The sequence below is a fragment of the Pseudoalteromonas fenneropenaei genome, assembly GCF_042643375.1.
In the GTDB taxonomy this organism is placed as follows: Bacteria; Pseudomonadota; Gammaproteobacteria; order Enterobacterales; family Alteromonadaceae; genus Pseudoalteromonas; species Pseudoalteromonas fenneropenaei.
In genome coordinates, this window is sequence record NZ_JBHRSD010000029.1 from 186357 (window position 1) to 205899 (window position 19543).

14 protein-coding genes are annotated in these 19543 nt (G+C 46.7%); 9 read left to right on the forward strand and 5 right to left on the reverse strand.

The window, feature by feature from the left end:
- Nucleotides 1-174: 174 nt before the first annotated feature.
- A complete protein-coding gene (locus tag ACFOEE_RS20505; protein WP_449301153.1) occupies nt 175-4728 on the forward strand; it encodes a di-heme oxidoredictase family protein in 4554 nt (1517 codons plus the stop codon).
- A gap of 74 nt (nt 4729-4802) precedes the next feature.
- Nucleotides 4803-5168: a cupin domain-containing protein gene (locus ACFOEE_RS16030; protein ID WP_377126504.1), complete on the forward strand. Its 366-nt coding sequence runs from the start codon at nt 4803-4805 to the stop codon at nt 5166-5168.
- A gap of 23 nt (nt 5169-5191) precedes the next feature.
- Here ACFOEE_RS16030 and ACFOEE_RS16035 read toward each other — a convergent pair whose 3' ends face one another.
- From ACFOEE_RS16035 to ACFOEE_RS16055, 5 genes are all read right to left on the reverse strand, one after another.
- Nucleotides 5192-5689 carry an RNA methyltransferase gene (locus ACFOEE_RS16035; protein WP_377126506.1) on the reverse strand — a complete coding sequence of 166 codons (498 nt, stop codon included), beginning with the start codon at nt 5687-5689 and terminating at the stop codon, nt 5192-5194.
- A 98-nt stretch (nt 5690-5787) separates the two neighbouring features.
- Nucleotides 5788-6537: a GGDEF domain-containing protein gene (locus ACFOEE_RS16040; RefSeq protein ID WP_377126509.1), complete on the reverse strand. Its 750-nt coding sequence runs from the start codon at nt 6535-6537 to the stop codon at nt 5788-5790.
- A gap of 191 nt (nt 6538-6728) precedes the next feature.
- Nucleotides 6729-7844 carry an NAD(P)/FAD-dependent oxidoreductase gene (locus ACFOEE_RS16045; protein WP_377126512.1) on the reverse strand — a complete coding sequence of 372 codons (1116 nt, stop codon included), beginning with the start codon at nt 7842-7844 and terminating at the stop codon, nt 6729-6731.
- A gap of 4 nt (nt 7845-7848) precedes the next feature.
- Nucleotides 7849-9813 (reverse strand): LodA/GoxA family CTQ-dependent oxidase, encoded by a 1965-nt coding sequence (locus tag ACFOEE_RS16050; protein ID WP_377126515.1) that lies wholly within the window; start codon nt 9811-9813, stop codon nt 7849-7851.
- Nucleotides 9814-10186: 373 nt separating this feature from the next.
- Nucleotides 10187-11059: an AraC family transcriptional regulator gene (locus tag ACFOEE_RS16055; RefSeq protein WP_377126519.1), complete on the reverse strand. Its 873-nt coding sequence runs from the start codon at nt 11057-11059 to the stop codon at nt 10187-10189.
- 187 nt (nt 11060-11246) lie between these two features.
- On the opposite strand from ACFOEE_RS16055, the gene ACFOEE_RS16060 reads away from it, so the two are divergent.
- From ACFOEE_RS16060 to ACFOEE_RS16090, 7 genes are all read left to right on the forward strand, one after another.
- Nucleotides 11247-11849: a LysE family translocator gene (locus tag ACFOEE_RS16060; RefSeq protein WP_377126522.1), complete on the forward strand. Its 603-nt coding sequence runs from the start codon at nt 11247-11249 to the stop codon at nt 11847-11849.
- A 271-nt stretch (nt 11850-12120) separates the two neighbouring features.
- Entirely contained in the window at nt 12121-13221 is a 1101-nt protein-coding gene (locus tag ACFOEE_RS16065; protein WP_377126525.1) for a ParA family protein, read from the forward strand.
- A complete protein-coding gene (locus ACFOEE_RS16070) occupies nt 13221-13907 on the forward strand; it encodes a RelA/SpoT domain-containing protein (protein ID WP_377126528.1) in 687 nt (228 codons plus the stop codon). Before ACFOEE_RS16065 ends, ACFOEE_RS16070 begins: the two co-directional genes overlap by 1 nt.
- Before the next feature lie 351 nt (nt 13908-14258).
- Nucleotides 14259-15737: an alkaline phosphatase D family protein gene (locus ACFOEE_RS16075; protein WP_377126531.1), complete on the forward strand. Its 1479-nt coding sequence runs from the start codon at nt 14259-14261 to the stop codon at nt 15735-15737.
- A 248-nt stretch (nt 15738-15985) separates the two neighbouring features.
- A complete protein-coding gene (locus ACFOEE_RS16080; RefSeq protein ID WP_377126534.1) occupies nt 15986-16711 on the forward strand; it encodes a hypothetical protein in 726 nt (241 codons plus the stop codon).
- 18 nt (nt 16712-16729) lie between these two features.
- Nucleotides 16730-18022, forward strand: a complete 1293-nt coding sequence (locus tag ACFOEE_RS16085) for a hypothetical protein (RefSeq protein WP_377126537.1) — start codon at nt 16730-16732, stop codon at nt 18020-18022.
- Between the two features lie 15 nt (nt 18023-18037).
- Entirely contained in the window at nt 18038-19531 is a 1494-nt protein-coding gene (locus ACFOEE_RS16090; RefSeq protein ID WP_377126539.1) for a hypothetical protein, read from the forward strand.
- Nucleotides 19532-19543 lie beyond the last annotated feature (12 nt).

Below are 19543 nucleotides of genomic sequence, written 5' to 3' on the forward strand. Positions count from 1 at the left end.
TTACATGATATTTATTTGTAGCCAATATTAATTTTGTGTTTTTGTTGCGCAGCGTGCAAGGTAGTCCTGCGCAGCCATATGCAATGTGATAAGCAAAGGGTTGTTGTCTCCTTGCTCTATCACTTTGCAACTCGACGAAAGTCACTCATCAAAGCAAATGCAAAGGAGCGAACAATGACAATAACAACCATGCGCAGGCCGCGCAGCAAAGTGCGCGCGTTACTTATCGCGGTTGCTGCGTTGGCGGTGCCGCAAACTCAGGCCGCAGTGGGCAATTTACTCTGGGAGGATAACTTCAATAGCCTTGACCAAGCGATTTGGAATATCGATACCGGAGACGGCTGCGCACAAGGCTTGTGTGGCTGGGGTAACCAAGAGTTACAGTGGTACAGCGAAAACAATATTCGGATTGAAGACATCAGTGGCGAAGCGGGCAACAAAGGCTTAGTGATCGAAGCCAGACGTGAGGCGATGGGCGGTAAAAGCTTTACCTCAGGCAAAATCCAAAGCAGCAACAAACTTGCCATTAAATACGGCATGGTTGAAATGCGCATGAAAGTATCGAGCGTTGAAATGGGGTTGTGGCCAGCGCTTTGGATGTTGGGCACGAGTACGGCGAGTTGGCCAGCAAAAGGTGAAATCGATATTATGGAAATGGGGCAATCAGCGCAAGGTCGAGCTGATGCTGGTTTTCCCGGTGCACCGATGAACAATTACACAGGTTCAAATTTAATTTTTTACACTGATGCCGCCTGTAGTGCTGGTAATCCAACTTGTGCCGCGAGCTTGGCTTGGCAAAACGACAATGCCCATGTGAGCAGTCAGCCCTTAACGGATCGTTTTGTGACTTACCGGTTGTATTGGACTTCGCAAGCAATTCGTTTTGCAGTAGTCGACAATGGTATTGAATACGATATGTACGACGCGCCTTTTTACATTGATGCCGAGTCGAGCGAGTTTCGAGAGCCATTTTACCTGTTGATGAACTTAGCTGTGGGTGGCAACTTTACCGATGCGCGCAGCGATGACCAAGTCTCCGCGCCATTACCCGGTAAAATGGTGGTTGATTATGTTCGAGTTTATCAGCTCGACGGACAAGGCGAAGTGTTTATTGGTAACACGACTGCGCCAGAGCACGGTACGTTTGGGGTGTTTACCGACAACACACCAACCAGCAATAAACTGACTTTGGGTGAGAGTTCAGATTTTTATGTGTGGAACCAAACTTCTATCAGTGCAGGCAGCACAGCGCCGTATGAAGGTAGCTCAGTAATCGCGTGGAATTATACGCCAAATCAGTGGTTTGGTGGCGGCTTTCAGGCAAGACAAGCACGCGATATGAGTGCTTTTGTTGATGGTGAAGTGCGATTTAAAATCAAAATACCCGCCAATGTGGCGTTCAGAGTCGGTATCGCAGACACTTACACCAACGAGAATTGGCTTACTTTCCCTGCCAATACCACCACTTATGGGTTAGTGCGTAACGGCGAATGGGCAGAGGCGGTGATCCCAGTACGAGATTTAGCTGGCCCGTTAATCGCACTGCAATCAATTAAAAATCATTTCAATATTGTTTCTGTGGATGGGCAAATCCCAACCTCTGCATTTGCTATGGCGATTGACGATGTAGTTTGGACGGGCGGGGGTGCTGGTCCTGCACTTGATAGTGATGGCGATGGCGTGAATGACAGCGTTGACCTGTGTCCAAATACCCCAGCCAATACACCTGTGGACAGTAACGGCTGTCCGACCACTACGCTTATTGACCTTACAGATTTAGCTGGTGAGCTAAGCGCACAATATAACGACTCGCCACGGGGCGAAGGGCGCGACAAAGTCATCGACAATAATATCAATAGCAAATACCTCACTTTCCATAACAGTACATGGTTGCAATTTAAAGCCAATGGCGGTGCGTATGTGGCAAAAGGCTATCAACTGACTTCAGCCAATGATTTTGCTGAGCGCGATCCACTCAATTGGTCATTGCAAGGCTCTAACGATGGGCAAAATTGGCAAGTGCTCGATAGTCGAAGTAATGAAGATTTTCCTGGGCGTTTTGCAACGCGTGAATTCACCTTTAACAATCAAACGGCTTATCAGTTTTATCGGCTGACTATGAGCAATAACAGCGGCAATATTACCCAGCTGGCAGAATGGGCGATTTTAGCTGAAGCAGGCGCTCAAGTGGTGGATTCCGATGGTGATGGGGTTGCTGATAGCGCCGATATCTGTCCAAATACGCCAACCGGTACTGCTGTGGACGGCTCTGGTTGCCCAATTGATTCAGATGGCGATGGTATTCCTGATAGCCAAGATCAGTGCGCCAATACCCCTACGGGGAGTGCGGTTGATAGCAATGGCTGTCCTATCGTGCAGTTGCCTTATGGTGTTGCTCAACTTGACGCGAGCAGCGTGCAGTTTTACGTGAATACCTCAGATTGGGCCGATGTTCACTACCGCGTCAATGGCGGTGGTCAGCAAAACGTGCGAATGGTGATTGCGGGTGGACGTAACACCTTGACGCTGAGTAATTTGACCACGGGTGACAGCATTGAATATTGGTTTACTTACCAAACCTCAACTGGTGCAGTCGATACCAGCGCGCAAACGTTTACCCTTGGTGGAGGAAGCACTCAACCCGGTACCGATAGTGACGGGGACGGAGTGCCAGATAACGCTGATAATTGCCCCAATACACCAGCAGGGACTGCTGTTGATGGGCAAGGCTGTCCACTGGCGAGCGGTGGCAATGTGGTGCCGCTTTATTCCGCCAGCACGCCACTGGAGCAGGCTATTCAGTTTGACCGTGGTGACGCTTTAGTGACGCGTTTTGCTGACCGTGGTCGTGATCGCCATGCAAAAGAAGATCAGTTTCAAAGCTATGATCATTACCTTTCCCATTATTGGACACATCGCACTGCACAGTTTCAATTCGTTGATTATGTCGCTAAAGGTGGCAATAGTTTAGAAATTACCTTTATTACGGAATGGCCGTTAAATGAACGCGAATTTCGCGCTTGGTATCGCGGGCTTAACACTGTTGCGGAGTACCACGGTAACTATTTTGGCATAAATGGCGCGGTTCAAGAGTTGGATCACGGTAGCTATGATTATAATTTCAATAAAATCAGCGATAACGGCACTCAGTACCGTTATCGTTTGATTATTAACGATTATCGCCCACTTAATTGGGACCCAGGTCAAAGTGGCTTTTTACCATTGCAAATTGGTCAACGTATGGAGTTTGAAGCTAGCCAGTTTCTGTTAGCTGCACCGGAAGGGCGAGACAATTACTACGGTACGACTTATCTCTACATCATTGGTCAAGGCTTAGTGCCTTGGCAAACTAAAGGAAATTTCGATAACAAAAGCTCTGAACGCGAAGACTCTTATCCAATTGCGCAGTCGGCTTGGTTAGGTGGCGGTACAACTTTACCGTACAACTATACCAATGAGCCAGATAACCATTTTATGCAAATGGCAACTAACCTCTCGAATCTCAATGGGCAAGTATTTGTGGAGGGGCGGCGAGTACATCATAGTAGTTTTGTTGATGGTCAACACGACGAACACGGCGGTGAAAATGGGGTATTCGCACAAGTCGTTGGCAAGGCCGGTCCGCATTATATTAATCACAGCTGCGTTGGCTGCCATGCGCGTAATGGTCGCGCCGCACCTCCTGCAATTGGTGAATCACTTGATAAATGGGTGTTTAAAGTCGCAGATGCGAATGGCAACCCCCATCCGCTCCTTGGTAAAGTGCTGCAACCCAATACTTTTGGGATCAGTAGTAGTGACAGTGAAGGCACTGTGATCATTTCAAGTTGGAATGAAAACAACGGCTTACGCTCACCTAATTTTCAATTTAGTAAAACTACCCCAGCCCGCTTCTCTGCCCGTATTGCTCCACAGTTAGTTGGCATGGGGTTACTTGAGGCCATTGCGGAAGAAACCATTTTGGCGCGGGAAGATCAAAATGATGCCAATGGTGATGGTATTTCAGGTAAAGCAAACCGCATTGCTGATCCACAATCTGGTGTGACGCGCCTTGGCCGATTTGGCTGGAAGGCGGCGACAGTGAGCCTTCAGCATCAAGTTGCCAGTGCGTTTAATACTGATATGGGCGTCACCTCGAGTTTGTTGCCAAATCCTGATTGTGGCAGTGCACAAAGCAATTGTGGTAACAGCGGCGTGGAAGTATCTGATACCGACCTGAATAAATTAGTTAAGTATCTCGCGCTACTTGGGGTAAGGGCGCAGCGTAGTGCTGAAGATGCCCAAGTGCAGCAAGGTAAAGCCGTGTTTAAGCAAATTGGTTGTGAGCAATGCCATGTCGAAAGTATGCAAACCAGCGCTTACCACCCACTTGCTGAGCTACGTAATCAAACTATCCATGCTTACACCGACTTATTGCTGCACGATATGGGCAGCGGTTTGGCGGATAATCTCGGTGAAGGTGATGCCAGCGGCGCAGAATGGCGCACGCCACCGCTGTGGGGCTTAGGTCTATCAGCCTGCGTAACTGGGGGCGTTGATAATGTTTTAGGCGGTCAAGGCAACGAGTTTTGTACACCTAAACACAGCTATCTTCATGACGGCCGCGCACGTAGCATTGAAGAAGCTATTTTGTGGCATGGTGGTGAAGCGAATGCCGCGAAAATTGCTTATGAGACGCGCAGCAGCGCTGACAAAAGTGCGTTACTCGCGTTTTTAAACAGCTTATAGTAGGCTAAGTTTTGTCCATGTTTCAGGGATGTGGGCAAGACTCCAACCGCAAGTAAATAGGGTGTACCGTCAAAATGGTAAAAACTGCGATTAATTTTCAAGACAAATTCCGCAAGTTTAGCGAGCATTGGTCTCCGCGAGTGATTGCTGAAATGAACGACTATCAGTTCAAGCTTGCCAAGATCCATAACGAATTTGTCTGGCATGTCCATGATGATACCGATGAAGTGTTTATCGTTATTGAAGGCCAAATGCAAATTGAGTTTCGTGATGGCGTAGTGCAGCTGTCTGAGGGCGAAATGTACGTCGTGCCAAAAGGTGTTGAACATAAACCTTATGCGCAGCACGAATGTAAGATAATGTTGGTCGAGCCGCGCGGTGTGGTCAATACTGGCGCTATGCAAAGTGAATTAACCGCTAAAAATGATGTGTGGGTGTGAGCACACCCTTTCTAATCTGTAACTTATACCGATACGCGATTATTGGTATCGCGATTTTGCAGTAAAAACTCCCGCGAATAATCGGTATTGGCATTTTTGGCTAATCTGTCGTAGAGCACCACGTTAACCGTCGCCGCAAGATTCATACAACCATGGGTCGGGATGTACAACACATGGTCGCAATGGCTCAGCACATCACGTTTAAGCGAGCTATCTTCAGGGCCAAAGATATACACAGCCTCTTCAGGATGTTGAAAATGTGGCAAAGGCTCGGCACCGTCGACCATTTCAATGGCAACCAGCTTAGTATTGCCTTGCTTAAGGCAGGCTACGTCGGCAAGGGCGGTGAGCGGAATTTCGTCTACTCGTTGTTTGGTGTCAGTAGCGAATTTACGGGCGTAGCCATAGCGCTCACCGGTATACCACACTTGAGATACACCATAGCAACCCGCAGCACGCATCACACCACCGACATTGGTCGGGCTTTTTGGATTAATCAAAACGATTTGCGTCTGTGCCATAGATAGCTTCCTCTGCAGGTAACAAGTCAAAGCGCGTATTATCCATGATTTGTTATGTTACGTCGATGTGTGGTCATAGTCCTACTGCAACGGATGATCTAGCTGTGAGCGGTCTTTTCTTGATACATACGTTGGTCGGCAAGTTTGAGCAACGCTTCGGCTGAGTCAGCTTCTTCAGGATAAAGCGCCATTCCGAGGCTGAATTTGGCTTGCATAGAGAGTTTACCGAGAGGATAGTTGGCGTTGTACAAGGCTTCAATTCGGCCCTTGGCGGTGTTGATTTCACTGAGCTGTGTTGCTTCAATCAGGACAATAAATTCATCGCCACCATAACGGCCAACAAAGTCATTTTTTCTTACCAAATTAACAAGCCGAGCTGACACCGCTTTGAGGATTTGATCACCGGTTTGGTGGCCGTATTGATCATTGATCTCTTTGAAGTCGTCCAGATCAATAAACAGCAGTGCGAGAATATGTTGATAGCGGTCACAGTTTGCCATCATTTGCTCTAAGCGTTCATGGGCGTAGCGGCGATTACCAAGGTTGGTCAACTGGTCGGTTAACGCTTGTAATGCAAGCTCTTGATGAAGAGCTTTGATTTCCCGCAGACGCCGAATAGTAAAAATCATCGTGGCAATACAAATTGCGCTGAGTGACACCACAATTTCATCTAGCTCCCAATTTTCATGACTACGAGTGAAGTCATAAAAGGACTCTAAAACTTCAATTTCGAAGTACACAGACAAAAATGTCACTAGCACCACCAGCGCGATACAAAGCAGCAGCTCTCGCTTAAAACTGCGTTTTAGTCGGTAATTTAACTTAGATTGTTGCAGGTCGATGCCCATGGTATTGCAACCTTAGGAACTTCAGAATTCAATTGCTTAATAAGCAATAATTGCGCCTTCTTTTAAACTATAGTCCAATAGGCACAGAGATCATCTCAGTAAGAGCAATTAACAGCATAATAATCCACCACCATAATACGCTATGCGTATATGGCGGGGTCAGTTGGGCGAGCAAGATACAACTGTGTCAGCTAGGCTTGCACAGCGAGTCCATAATAAAATTGGCGATGACGCAAATAGTGTCTCCAAATATTATCAAGTTGTTGTTGATAGGCTGGGGTCGTTTGTGGGTCACTAAGCCCATATTCAATCAATAAATCAGCCAGCTGCATGGCGGTTGCCATCGCATTAAACATTCCTTGGGAAGAAAGTGGGTCGAAACATAAGGCTGCGTCACCAATAGCAAACCAACCCGCCCCCGCAACCTGTTCAAGCCGAGCTGAATTTGCAGCAACAATACCATGCAAGGTTGCGCTACCGGGCACTACTTGGTCTACCAGCGTCGAAAAGCCAGGCACTAAGCTTGCGGCTTCTAAAAAGGCTTGAGGGCAGTGCGCCACGGTTTTATCAAATTCAGGCGCCATCACTTGCCACGCAAACAAGCGCGGTTTAGCAATACTTGGTCCTAAGTTTAAGTAGGGTACATTTGCCGCTGCGCCTGTCATGGCTACGTCTGGTAATGTCGGTAGTGGGGCGCTATACCACCAGCCACGCTCTGTGTGACTAAGCACACTTAACTGTTTTTGCACCGTAACTAAGGCGGTCAGCCACAAGGAGATCAACCTATCGTCACTGTGCCGCTCTGCGCCAAGTACTCTCGCCAACGCACTTTGCCGACCCGTAGCATCAATCAACAGCATGGGGTTTATACACATATAGGCTTCAGCGGTTTGGATTTGCACCGTCCAGCCACTGGTGGTTTTAGCTGCGTCAATTAGCTGCGCAGGCCACACACACTTAACACCGCGTTGCTTGGCAGCCTCGCGCAGTTGAGTTTCAAAAAGCTGCCTATCAAGATGCCAACCCAGCCCGTCGGGATTAGGTAAATTATCGGCTATGCTTGGCTCGTTACTGCCCCAATAAGAAAGTATGCCGTGGCTTTGCAAATGGCCTTGTTCTAAAAGTGAGCTCAGCCCAAGTTTATGCAAAATACGCGAAGCCGCAGGGGCTAAACACTCACCCACTTTGGCTTGTGGCGCTGCATATTTGTCAATCAGCATCACCCGATAATAAGGCGCCAGTGCAATGGCGGCAATACAGCCACCAATGCCTGCTCCAACTATAACTATTTCCGGAATATCACGCATTGGCTCAGTACTTACCACCAAACCGATTGGCTTTATCGGTACGACTGAGATCAGGGCGGCGTTCAGAGGCTGTTAAGTGCTGCAACTCAGTGTGCATTTTAGCTTTGGTTTGCAGCAAAGCTGCGGGTTTTTGCGGTGTCATACCCACTTGCATAGTATTTGGGAAGTGGCTATCTCCCGGTTTGGTTTGCGGTAGCACAATCGCCAAATCAGCAAAGTTATCAATCATAGAATTGATCTGCGCTTCGTAATTGGTTGAAGGACCTATAGGTAAATCATCAAGCCAAAACTCCCGCTCATTAAAGGCTTGTTGGCGCGTTTGCAGCGGCAAACTTTCATCAATCACTTTGGCGTAGTTAGTCTCATTGAGCATATTGTTTGGCACACGCGCTGGCCAGAATGTAGGTAAATAAGGGTCATAGGCAAGGTTATAACCATCGCGGCAACTCGCGGTGTCGGTTTGCCACGGAATGGCCATCCAGCGGGTAATGCCGCCAGCAACTTGACCCGATAAAATCGGGCCGTCCGGTTGAAGGGCAATTTGTGATGTCATCACCGGGCCATAATTAATACCGTGGGTTGGCGCGGTATCAACCGCATGGCGCAAACGAAACGCCTCACTATATAGCCCCGCAGTACGCATTGGCCATGTCATTTCGCAACCGGGATGGAATGCATCGGCAAGGCAAAACTCCATCGCAGCGCGCGTGAGCATATCCGGTTGCTCAGCCAGCGGCACATCAGCAAGGCATTGTGGCGGTACAGTGCGTGGGTCGTAATCGGCAATAAATTCGCCACGCACCCAATCCGCTAGGGCATTCAGTTGCAGCCGCGTTAAGGTTACAAATTGGCGTGGTGACGCGTTGGCGTTAACGCTCATGGCATCGCCGTATAACCAAGGCCATTGCTGCACTGAAAGCGCTGTAAATTTAGGGTCCCAACTTTGGGTATTAACGCTGGCATTTGGTGTGCTAAACGCGGTGTCAAGATTACGGAAATTATGGAACAAGGTGCGTCGCGCCGCTTGCCACGTTTCTGATGGGTCGCTTAAGCGCATTAACCATTGTTCAGAGCGAAAATCAAACGGGCTTTGCCAGCCAAAACCTGCCGCAAACCCCGCATTTACCCACTGCAAATCGGTTAAGCGTTGGAAGATGGGTAAAATATCATGAGTAAACGAAGGAATACCCGGCGCAGCTAGTAAGTTGGCTTCAACGGCGACATCGCGCATTAAATCCCACATGGTGCGCACCGATTTTTGCATCGGCGCGTAGTCTGGTGGCGCGCAAACCACCCAAGCGGGTTTGACTGGCAGAGATTTACCGGCAAATTGTACCTCGGCGGTAATTGGGCCGTCGGAGGTATCATCATACCAACCTTCGTTATTACCAAAAGTAACCGCAGGTTTGCCTTGCGGGTTGGCAGATTTACCATGACCACCTAGCATCACTAAGCGACCTTCGTTATCGGTGCGCATTTCGCCGAGGTAAACCGAAGTATGTTCAAAGCAGCCGACAAAACGCGTATTGCTACCTTGCTGGTTTTTACCACAAACACTGTGCTGACCACCATCTATCAATAAAGTGCTGCGATCTTTTACGGTTGCGTTACGCAGTAACGATGGGTCGGCTTCGGCTGCTTCTGGAATATCTAGCGCGAGTTGAAACTGATACCAAGACGCCTTTTGGTTGGCAAGTCGTGCATGCCAAGTAATGGTAGCATTGTCTGCGGTTAATTCTTTAACTACATTCCCTTGTGCATCAAACCCATAAATACGAAAACGCGCCGCCTGACGTTTCAGCGCCCCTGTGGCATCACGGTAATATTGATTGTCATGGGCAAAAGGCTGGTTAACTTCAGGGCCGATAAAATACTCAGTTGGGCTATTACCAACACGCATAACGCCAATCGGCGGGTAAATCGCAGCACTGACGATATCAGCGTCGTGCGCACAGTGATGATGGCTCATATACAATTCCTTGATACCAAAAGGGGTCGCAAACCTTTGCGTACAGCTGGTGCAGAGAGTTTTAACAGTTTGTTAAAATGGTGAGGTCTAGTGTAGAAGTCGCTACGTAAAACGCCAAGCAAAGTGGCAAATTTTTTTCAGCGTTGTACTAGGGCGAGTTGGACATTTATTCAGCGTTATCGGCTGACTCACATAGAATAACTATGCTACGCAGCCTCTGCCTTGCCTAAATATCTAACTCACTGCTGCAAAAACACACTGCAAAGGTCAACACGCCCTCGGTTTATCAACTCAGGCTACACACGAATGCTGACATAAACAGGACGATTGAAGAAAGTGGTAGGCGAGTCCCATACCACTTCGTTGCGTAGAGCTAAACTTTCAACAAGCAGTTAATGCGTGTGAGCAAATCTTGCGGAGCGGTCGTGCGATTATCGTTTAGATATTCCTCAAACGGCGGAAAGTCTGCCAGCTCAAGGTTACTTTGTGGTAGCCACTGGCCAAACAACCACTCATAAGGCTGCTCAAGCTCTGTATAATCGCCCTTAAACAGCAAGCTAATGGTCTCTCCGGCAGGAATGGTGAGCTTTTGCAATTGGGGATGCTCAAGATCAGTGTGCTGCGCCACACTAATACACGCCATTGCACGTAATTGTTCAACGGGCACAGATTTAGGGTCGTCATAATACACCCCAAAAAAGCGTGTTTGCTGGTTAAGCAGCCCAAGGTTAGTGGCCAACACAGTCAGTTTTTCAAAGGCTTGGCCAATTTGCATAAAGTCGCCTTGATGGGCGATACCGTAAAGCGCTACGGCATCAGTTTTACATTGTTCAACTTGGTACATGGTTTTGTATTCCTTCCAATTTGTGGGGTAAAACACAGAGCCTTCAAGCGCTTGACTATTACGCAGTTGTCGATAGCGCAGTGGAGTTTCACCATACTGCTTACAAAAGGCGCGATGAAACGCCTCAACACTGCCATATTTCACGCGTTTGGCGATATCCGCCAAGCTAAGGTCACTGTGCACCAAAAATGTCGCCGCTTTGAACAACCTGATACGCCGCACTGTGACATTGACTGGCTCGCCAGCAAATTCACGGTAAATACGGTGGAAATGGTAACAAGACATACATGCAACATCGGCCAAGGTATTCACATCCAAATCTTGCTCTATGTGCTGGTACATATAATCAATGACCGCCAATAAGCGTTTTTGGTAATGGTGTTGGGTACGTTGTTTGCTCATTGTCTGTGCCTCCTTTGACTGCTCATTACGGGACAAAACCACCTTAACTGAAACCCGATTGATAATGTTTGCGCTTTTGCGCTTAATCAATTTTTGCAGATGACAAAAATTTGATTGGCGCACAACCGAGCGCTTGCTAGGGTAACCCTAGCTTGATTGTTTAGCTTAACTCATCAAGGACTCGATTATGGACTATGTCATTGCTGTTTTGTTGTTTGCGCTTGTTTCGTCTATCACCCCAGGACCAAATAATATCTTGGTGATGACCTCAGGGGTTAATTTTGGCATTAAACGCAGTTTGCCTTTATTGGCAGGCATTTGTAGTGGATTTACCTTAATGTTGCTGGTGGTTTCGCTCGGCTTTGCGTCTTTATTTCAAACTTATCCGCAGTTACACCTAGTGATTAAATGGTTAGGGGTAATTTACCTTATTTATCTTGCTTGGTTAGTGGCGCGCAGCGGTCAAGTTGAAGCCAATACGGTAAAGCAACAACCGCTTAATTTTTTAAATGGTGCATTATTTCAATGGATCAACGGCAAAGCTTGGGTAGTGGCAACGGGAGCCATTGCTGCATACACCCCAGTGGGGCAAGGTTTTGGCGATGCACATCTTATGATTGTCACTGTTTTCTTATTCGTGTCCTTCCCTTGTGTTGGCCTTTGGTTGGTTGCAGGCGCGGGGCTGCAGCGTTGGTTAAGTAGTGGCAAAGCACGCAATATCTTTAACTACACTATGTCTATCTTACTGATTTTATCTGTACTACCTGTGTTGCACGAGCTATTAAGTTAAGCAGCGCTTTGCACGGTTTTTGATTTATAGGTGAGGCTTTACGCCTCGATGCTATATATTTTGTTTATGCGTAAATACCCACACTTAGCTGCGAAACTAAAGTAGTCTGGTGAGAGTGAATTTTGATGTAAAGCTCTGTAATAGCGATCAGTTAAGATAAGTGCTAGAAGTAAACAATGTTTTAAAACGAAACGACTTGAGACAGAAAGATCTGAGTCGCTCGTTGATTAAGATTGTTAATGTACACAAATTACAAAGTGAGGACTTATAATTGAAGATCGTATCAGTTTTTAATAACAAAGGTGGTGTAGGTAAATCTACCCTGAGCTTTCATTTGGCTTGCGCTTTGTCCGAGATGGGTAAGAAAACGTTAATGATTGACCTCGATCCCCAATCAAATTTGACTCTGCAGTGCATTTCTCCCGAAAAATTGGAAGAGCTTTGGATAGAGGAAGAACCATACATTGAGGATTTCCAAGCTGCATTGGAAGAGTCAGGAGAATCCTTTGAAAAATTTGTTGAGAAACCAAGGTCAATTCATTGTTTGCTCAAGCCAATTGAAGATGGTGTATTCGAGTCATTCAGCTTAGGTAGCGTCTATAAAATCAATGAAAATTTGGGACTGATTCCCGGTCGATTGAGTCTTCATTCTTATGAGGACAAAATATCAAAATCTTGGAGCGATGCATTTCTAGGTGAGCCTCAAGCTCTAAGAGTGATAACAAGCATAAGAAATATCTGCCTAGAGGCAGGTGATAAATACGGCTATGAGTACGTAATAATCGATACATCTCCAAGTTTGGGAATTTTAAACAGAATCCTTATATCAATGTCTACAGGTTTCTTCGTACCGTGTATGCCGGATATGTTCTCAACATTCGGTATTACAAATATCGGCCAAGCACTTAAAATTTGGAAAAATCAATTTGAAACGATGTATAGTTTATTACCCGACAAAAAAAGAGCTGTATTTCCAAAGAACTTTGTAAAATTTCTTGGTTTCACCATATACAATGCTAAGAAATATACTGGTCAAAATGACCTTGATCTTGCTGCAGCGCATTACTCGTACGTAGAACGGCTGCCAAGTTCAATAAAAACTCATATACCCGCAGAATGTTATGACCATTTAGACGAAGAAATTATAGGTTCACCTATAGGCAAAAAGTCTGTAATGCACTCGCATAATACCCTTCCATCAATGGCGCAGAAATATCGAGTGCCCATTTGGGACGTACCTAATCAAACAAATTTGCTCCCTTCAGACAGACCTACTATATCAGGTAATCGTGAGATGTATTTTGAAAAAAGGGATCTCTATCGCTCTTTTGCAAAAGATCTTCTAAGTAGATTAGAGGGGTTGGATGACTAATGGATAAGGAGATTAAAGAAAAATACAAAGACGTTCTTGAAGTCTACGATCAAAATTTTGACTCTCTTGAGTTATTCTACAAGACCGTCAGGAGCTTTTTTGAGGCTCGGTCGCTTAAAGGTATTGTGCATTCGATTCGCCATAGATTAAAAGATATCGATCACCTACTTGAAAAGGTTGAACGGAAAAATCGAGAAGATGAACAAAAGCCAGAAGCGGAACAGCTAGGCTCGATTAATGGGAATAATTTGTTTAGCCGAATAACAGACATTGCTGGTGTTCGAGTTCTTCACTTACATCAAGAGCAGTTTGAAACTATCCATAAAGAGATCATGAAAAAAGTTGAGGAAGGTGATTTCTGCTTATTTGAAGACCCAAAAGCATACACTTGGGATCCAGACTCAAATAAATTCTTTCACTCTCTTGGTATAGAAACTCAACAAAAAGACAGTTTCTACACTAGTATCCACTATGTTTTAAAGCCAAATGAGAGAAGCCTAATAACATGCGAGGTTCAAGTTCGAACTCTATTGGAAGAAGTGTGGGGGGAAATAGACCACACGATGAACTACCCGCTCCCTGTAGAAGATGAACAGTGTAAGGAGAACATAAGGGTTTTGGCGAGATTAGTTAGCGCTGGGAGCCACCTCGCGGATTCAATTATGCGGCGATATGGCAAGCCTTAGCAAGGTGCTGCGCAGGGACACATTTTCCGCTGCGCTCCAAATTTGCCAGTGAGCGGAGCATTACCACCGCCCCCTTCAGGCACCAAGTCATCACAAATAGCTCCGCTATTTTATGGGTTTACTGTGCAATCCACCTCACTCAATCATAGTCAATACCACAGCCAATCCCGCACCCTACAAAAATTACGCTACACTTGTATGCCTAAGCGCACTGTTAAAAATACGTTACCTTATCTTTGTGCGCAGGTATGATGAAGGTATTCAACCTCTTAGCTTCTTAGCTCGGGTACGCATCAAGCGATAGACGTGCCGTGCTGAGCATAGAAGCACCCCTTGCAAGGAAAAGTGAAGATGGCAAGTAAACTCGTTTTAGGTCCGATTTTGGGCATCACGTCCGACACCGAATACTCTTGGTTGGTGATGACCAAACCAAACGTTAATCAGCTTGATTTAGTGCTAAACGGTAATGCGGTGGTATTTACTAAACTTGGCGAACTGACCTCAGGTTGGGTGTGGCGTGCCAGTGCGGCATTGCCGCTGACGCCAAATGGCACAACGCATGATTACCAAGTGCAACTCGATGGTGAACTAGCTTCAAGCGCGGCGGGTAAGTCGAGTTGGCAGTTTTATCAACCAGGTGCGACAGAAGAGCCCCGTATGGCATATTGCTCTTGTAATGGGTTTTCGGATTATAAATTGCTGACTTCCACAGAAACCCCGTACGCGCTGTGGTCGAAGATGCAAAAGCTGCATGGCGAGTCGCCATTTTCATTGCTGCTGATGGGCGGCGACCAGCTTTATGCGGATTCCATTTGGACTCAAGTCACCAGTTTAAAAAGTTGGAATGAACAACCACGCGATAAAAAAGTCAAAGCTCAAGCCAGTAAAGTGATGCAGCAACAAATTGCTAATTTTTACGGCAATTTGTACGTTGACCGTTGGAACAAACAACCTTTTGCCGACATGCTCGCAAGCATTCCAAGTGTGATGATGTGGGACGACCACGATATTTTTGATGGTTGGGGCAGTTACCCTGCAGATATTCAAAACTGCGAGGTGTATCAGGCGATTTATCAAGAAGCAAAACGACATTTTGAATTACTGCAATTACGCGGTACGGATAACCCGAGTTTAATCCCAGTTAATGGCGCTAGAACGCATTTTACAACGCTGCTCAAGTTTAGAAAATTGAATATCTTAGCGCTGGATAATCGTTCAGAGCGGACAATTAAACAAGTCATGGGAGCGGCGCATTGGGCGGATGTTATCGCAAGCCTAGCGACCATAACAAGCGGTGACTTATTACTGATGAGTGCAGTGCCTGTGGTGTACCGTGATTTTTCCTTTGCGGAAAGTGCCGTCGATGCGACGCCTTGGGAAGAAGAACTTACCGATGATTTAAAAGACCATTGGCGGGCTAAAGAGCACGAAGGTGAACGCTCGCGCTTAATCATGCGATTGTTGGAAAACGCCCGCATGCGCGAGGGAAAAACCGTGATTTTATCTGGCGATGTGCATGTTGGTGCACTTGGTGTTATTCGCGCTGAGTGCCAACAGCAACCGGTGCAAATCCATCAAATAGTCTCGTCGGGGATTGTACACCCAGCGCCTAGCTTTATGCAGTGGCTGGGTATTACCGCAGTGACAAACGATGATGTTGAATATTTGGACGAAGCAAAGAAAATCAGCGCCAGTATGATCAAACCTTTTGGTGGTGATAAATATCTGCGTTGCCGTAACTTTACCACTTTGCAAGCGGGCACAGACGGTAAGCTGTGGGTTAATTGGATAATTGAAGGTAAAGACGAGCCAGTGTACCCAATCCAATAGTTTACCTAGTTCAATGGTTTACCTAATTAAATAGTGTACCTGTTGGGAGTTGCATAGAGGTTGGCTGCGCTCACTCATCCCGAGCATTTAGCAAATAGGGATGAGTTTACTTGCCAGCTAGCTGCAACGCCTAATAATGTGGGTATGCTTGGCTGTAAACAGTGGCTCAGTTTACGTTTGTAAAGCTGGGCTACGAGTTTTTACAATTTTGTCGTTGTAACTTTCATTGCGGTTTTGTTAAATCCACAATGAAAGTTGCTGTATTGCGTTATTTGGCTAAGTTTGCAGCAAATACGTGGTATTCAATCGCTATTAATAGCCACGCTGCGGTCAGCACGCTAAAGTCGAAGCTCGGTGTGGTCTATCAGGTGTTACAAAAGGGAGAACAGGCAATGAAATTCGCCGCTTTTTTACAACAGTCTAGATTGTTGTGTGTGTTATTGGCTGTTACCGCGTTACCCGTCTGTTCTCAGATAGAAAAAAAGCCGCCACTGGAGGCTGTAAAGAACCAGCCACAAGAGAGTTATTTTCGTGATTGCACCAATATTGAATTTGATGAAGTCGACGAAACACTCTTGACCAAAGAAGAGCGCATTGCGCGCCAAGAAGCCATTTTAGAAAAAAGCCTTAATGCCAGTGCGGAATGTATGGACGACGCCATGCAAGCGGGAATGGAGCGCATGAGTGCAGCAAAATCAGGCGCTGAGGCAGGTGGTGCTGCGGGTGCCAACCAAGCAGCAGGCAGCGAAAATAGCGCACAAAACCAGCAAACTGAAACGCAAAACCAGCAGGCTGAGCAAAGCCAACAGCAGTCATCACAACAATCAAGTAGCTCCAAAGCACATCAGCAAGGGCAAGGTGGCGGTGGTAGCAGCGCGGTGTGCGATGCCATCAAACAGGGCTTAGCATCAGCCACTACAGCCGCAGAAAAACAACATTTTCAACAATTGATGAAAGAATACCAGTGCCAATAGGCACAGTGAGAGGCGCGTATGAGTTATAACAAATCAACTAAATCTATCGCCAATGCGCTACTACTTATGCTTGGTAGCGTATTTTTATTGGCAGGGTGTCAATCTACTGGCTCTAAGCAAAGCCGTGTTACCTCTGTGGGGCCAACCTTAAATGGACCGCAGTCGTCATCGCTCAAGGGCAGTTCTGAAAAACAATATAACTACACTTCAAATATCTTTTTGGATGTGGCGATTCCGGTTTTTGATCCGGGTATTCCGCTTGATGATAACGGCCATATTGATGATGAGGAAGTCGTCGAGCAAGATATTTGGCCACAAGTGCGTCGCTTAGAAGCGAACCGCTTTGCCATTGAAACCAAAAAAGCACTAGCAAAAACCAAAGCTTTTGGTGCCATTAATGTCACGCCCGATGCCAGCAGTTCGTCAGATCTGTATATCATAGGTCGCATCAATCATTCCGATACAGAAACCGTGGCGGTTGGCGTACGCGTAATAGATGCCAGTAACAAAATTTGGGGCGAACAAACGTTTGAGCACCGCGTTGGTGAAGGGTTTTATCGCGATGCGCTACGTAAAGAAGACAACCCCTACGGGCCGATTTTTGATAACGTTGCCGCTTATGTTTATTCACTGCTGATGAAACGCTCAGAGCAAGAAAAGCAACAAGTACAGCAAATTGCTGACGTGCGTTACGCGGCGATGTACAGCCCTGAGGTGTTTGGCCCGTATTTAAAAGAAAAGTCGCAAGGTTTCTTCTCAAACTCACAAGTGTATACACTAACGGGTTTACCTTCGGCGCAAGATCCAATGTATCAACGCATTGCGATGATCAAAGCTAAAGACGAGCAGTTTGTTGATAATCTACAAACCAGCTATGAAGCCTTTTATGCCGATACTCACGATGCTTACCGTACGTATCAGCGCGAAACTTTGCCAATCGCAGTCGATATTCGCCGCCAAAAAACGGAGCGCGCTAAAGCCCAAGCGTTAGCGGCAATTGGAATTATTGGTGGGGTGTTACTTAGCAAAAACTCCAATTCAACCGCGGGTAACGTTGGTGCTGTGGTGGCAGCGGCAGTGGGCGCGTATAACTTAAATGAAGCGATCCAGTCGAATAAAGCCATTCATGCGCAGCGCGATGTGTTGGAAGAAAAAGGCCAGAATTTAGATATTAAAGTCACGCCACAAGTGGTGGAATTTAATGAGCAAACCATTGAGCTAACGGGCACGGCCAAAGAGCAATATAGCCAGTTTAGACATAAGCTTTTGCAAATTTACCAAATTGAAGCAACGCCAGATCACCAACTGTAACGCAAGGATTGAGATTTGAATCAGGGATCTTCAGAGCCAAATTCAGAGCAAAGTGCGAAACAATTGCCGGTAGTAGTGCAAAGCTCACAACCAGCGGTAAGTGCGCCAAGCCTAGATGAGCAAATTGCAGCGGCGAAGCTCAAGCGCGGCAAACAGCTTTCTATGGGGCTGTTGTTTGCTGTGGTGGCGCTGGGCGCTGCCGCTACGGGCAGTTGGTGGTTTGCATCAAAACCAGCCACACCAATTGCTGCTGTGGTTGTTGATGAAGTTGGCTATTCTGACTCTGCGCGCAAGGCTTTACAGCAGCAACTGGCCGACACCAAAGCGAGTATTCAGGCATTAGAGGCGCAGCCGAGTTTGGCCGTTTGGGGGCAAAGCCAATTGTCAGATTTGGCCCAGCAATTGGAAGAGGCGTACCAAGCTTACGGGCAACAGCATTTTAGCGTTACCACAGCGTTATTGAATGAACTTGCCCCAGCGCTAGAACAATTACCTTTAGCTTACCAGCATGAGTATGAAGCAGCCTTTGCTAAGGCTGAGGCGGCATTTACACAAAAACAATGGCAAAGCGCGCAGTTCCATCTTGATAAAACGCTGCAATTGAACCCGACATTTGCGCCTGCCCAGCAGTTACAGCAACGTTTGGCAGTGATTGACGAGCTAACTGCCACTTGGGAGCAATATCATCAAGCGCTGGCAAGCCGCTCGCTACAAGCACAAGCCGAGGCTTTAGAGCGCATTTTGCGTTTAGATGCTAACCAAGTTGAGGCTCAGCAAAAGTTGCCAGCAGTTAAAGCGGCTATCAAGCAACAAGCCTTTGCACAGCAAGCCGAAAAAGTAGTGGCGGCGTTAGCGGTTGACGACTTAGACAGCGCCGCCAGTGCGTTACAAGCAGCGCGGAAAATTGATGCGTCGCGCCAAGAATTAAACACCTTAAGTAAGCAACTACAAGATAAGCAGCAAGCCGCAGGAGAGGCTGGCCTTGTCAGCCAACTGCAGACTTTTAGTCAGTTAGATGAATGGCAAACGGTAGGCATGCTGGCAGAAAAAGGCTTACCGCGTTATCCCAATAATAGCGTGGTGCGCGATTTTTATAGCCAAGCGCAGCGCATCAATAGCACGGCGAAAAAGCTGGCAGGATTGCTCGCAAAGCCAGAGCGCTTAAGCGACGAAAATATTCGCGCCCATGTCAATCAAGTTATTCTGGAAGCGACTCCACTTGCGGCCATGAGTGGCAAGTTGGCGCAGCAGGTTGAAGAGGTTAAGGACAGCATGGCACAACAAAACGCCGCGATTGCAGTGCAAATTATTAGCGATAATAAAACCAGTATTCGCGTATTAGGGGTGGGGAACGTTGGCGTAGTAAAAGAGAAGACCATTCAACTAAAACCGGGAATGTATCGTTTTGAGGCCTCACGCCAAGGCTATCAAACTGAAATTATCGAAGTGCAAGTCGCTCAAACGATTGCGCCTTTGGTGGTTGAAATCATCTGTCGTAAAAAAATATAACCAGGAGCCAGA

What these genes read in the sequence shown, in the direction of transcription:
- ACFOEE_RS20505 (WP_449301153.1), top strand. Translation starts at nt 175, where the DNA reads ATGACAATAACAACCATGCGCAGGCCGCGCAGCAAAGTGCGCGCGTTA.
- ACFOEE_RS16030 (WP_377126504.1), top strand. Translation starts at nt 4,803, where the DNA reads ATGGTAAAAACTGCGATTAATTTTCAAGACAAATTCCGCAAGTTTAGC.
- ACFOEE_RS16035 (WP_377126506.1), bottom strand. Translation starts at nt 5,689, where the DNA reads ATGGCACAGACGCAAATCGTTTTGATTAATCCAAAAAGCCCGACCAAT.
- ACFOEE_RS16050 (WP_377126515.1), bottom strand. Translation starts at nt 9,813, where the DNA reads ATGAGCCATCATCACTGTGCGCACGACGCTGATATCGTCAGTGCTGCG.
- ACFOEE_RS16085 (WP_377126537.1), top strand. Translation starts at nt 16,730, where the DNA reads ATGAGTTATAACAAATCAACTAAATCTATCGCCAATGCGCTACTACTT.
- ACFOEE_RS16055 (WP_377126519.1), bottom strand. Translation starts at nt 11,059, where the DNA reads ATGAGCAAACAACGTACCCAACACCATTACCAAAAACGCTTATTGGCG.
- ACFOEE_RS16045 (WP_377126512.1), bottom strand. Translation starts at nt 7,844, where the DNA reads ATGCGTGATATTCCGGAAATAGTTATAGTTGGAGCAGGCATTGGTGGC.
- ACFOEE_RS16070 (WP_377126528.1), top strand. Translation starts at nt 13,221, where the DNA reads ATGGATAAGGAGATTAAAGAAAAATACAAAGACGTTCTTGAAGTCTAC.
- ACFOEE_RS16075 (WP_377126531.1), top strand. Translation starts at nt 14,259, where the DNA reads ATGGCAAGTAAACTCGTTTTAGGTCCGATTTTGGGCATCACGTCCGAC.
- ACFOEE_RS16040 (WP_377126509.1), bottom strand. Translation starts at nt 6,537, where the DNA reads ATGGGCATCGACCTGCAACAATCTAAGTTAAATTACCGACTAAAACGC.
- ACFOEE_RS16060 (WP_377126522.1), top strand. Translation starts at nt 11,247, where the DNA reads ATGGACTATGTCATTGCTGTTTTGTTGTTTGCGCTTGTTTCGTCTATC.
- ACFOEE_RS16080 (WP_377126534.1), top strand. Translation starts at nt 15,986, where the DNA reads ATGAAAGTTGCTGTATTGCGTTATTTGGCTAAGTTTGCAGCAAATACG.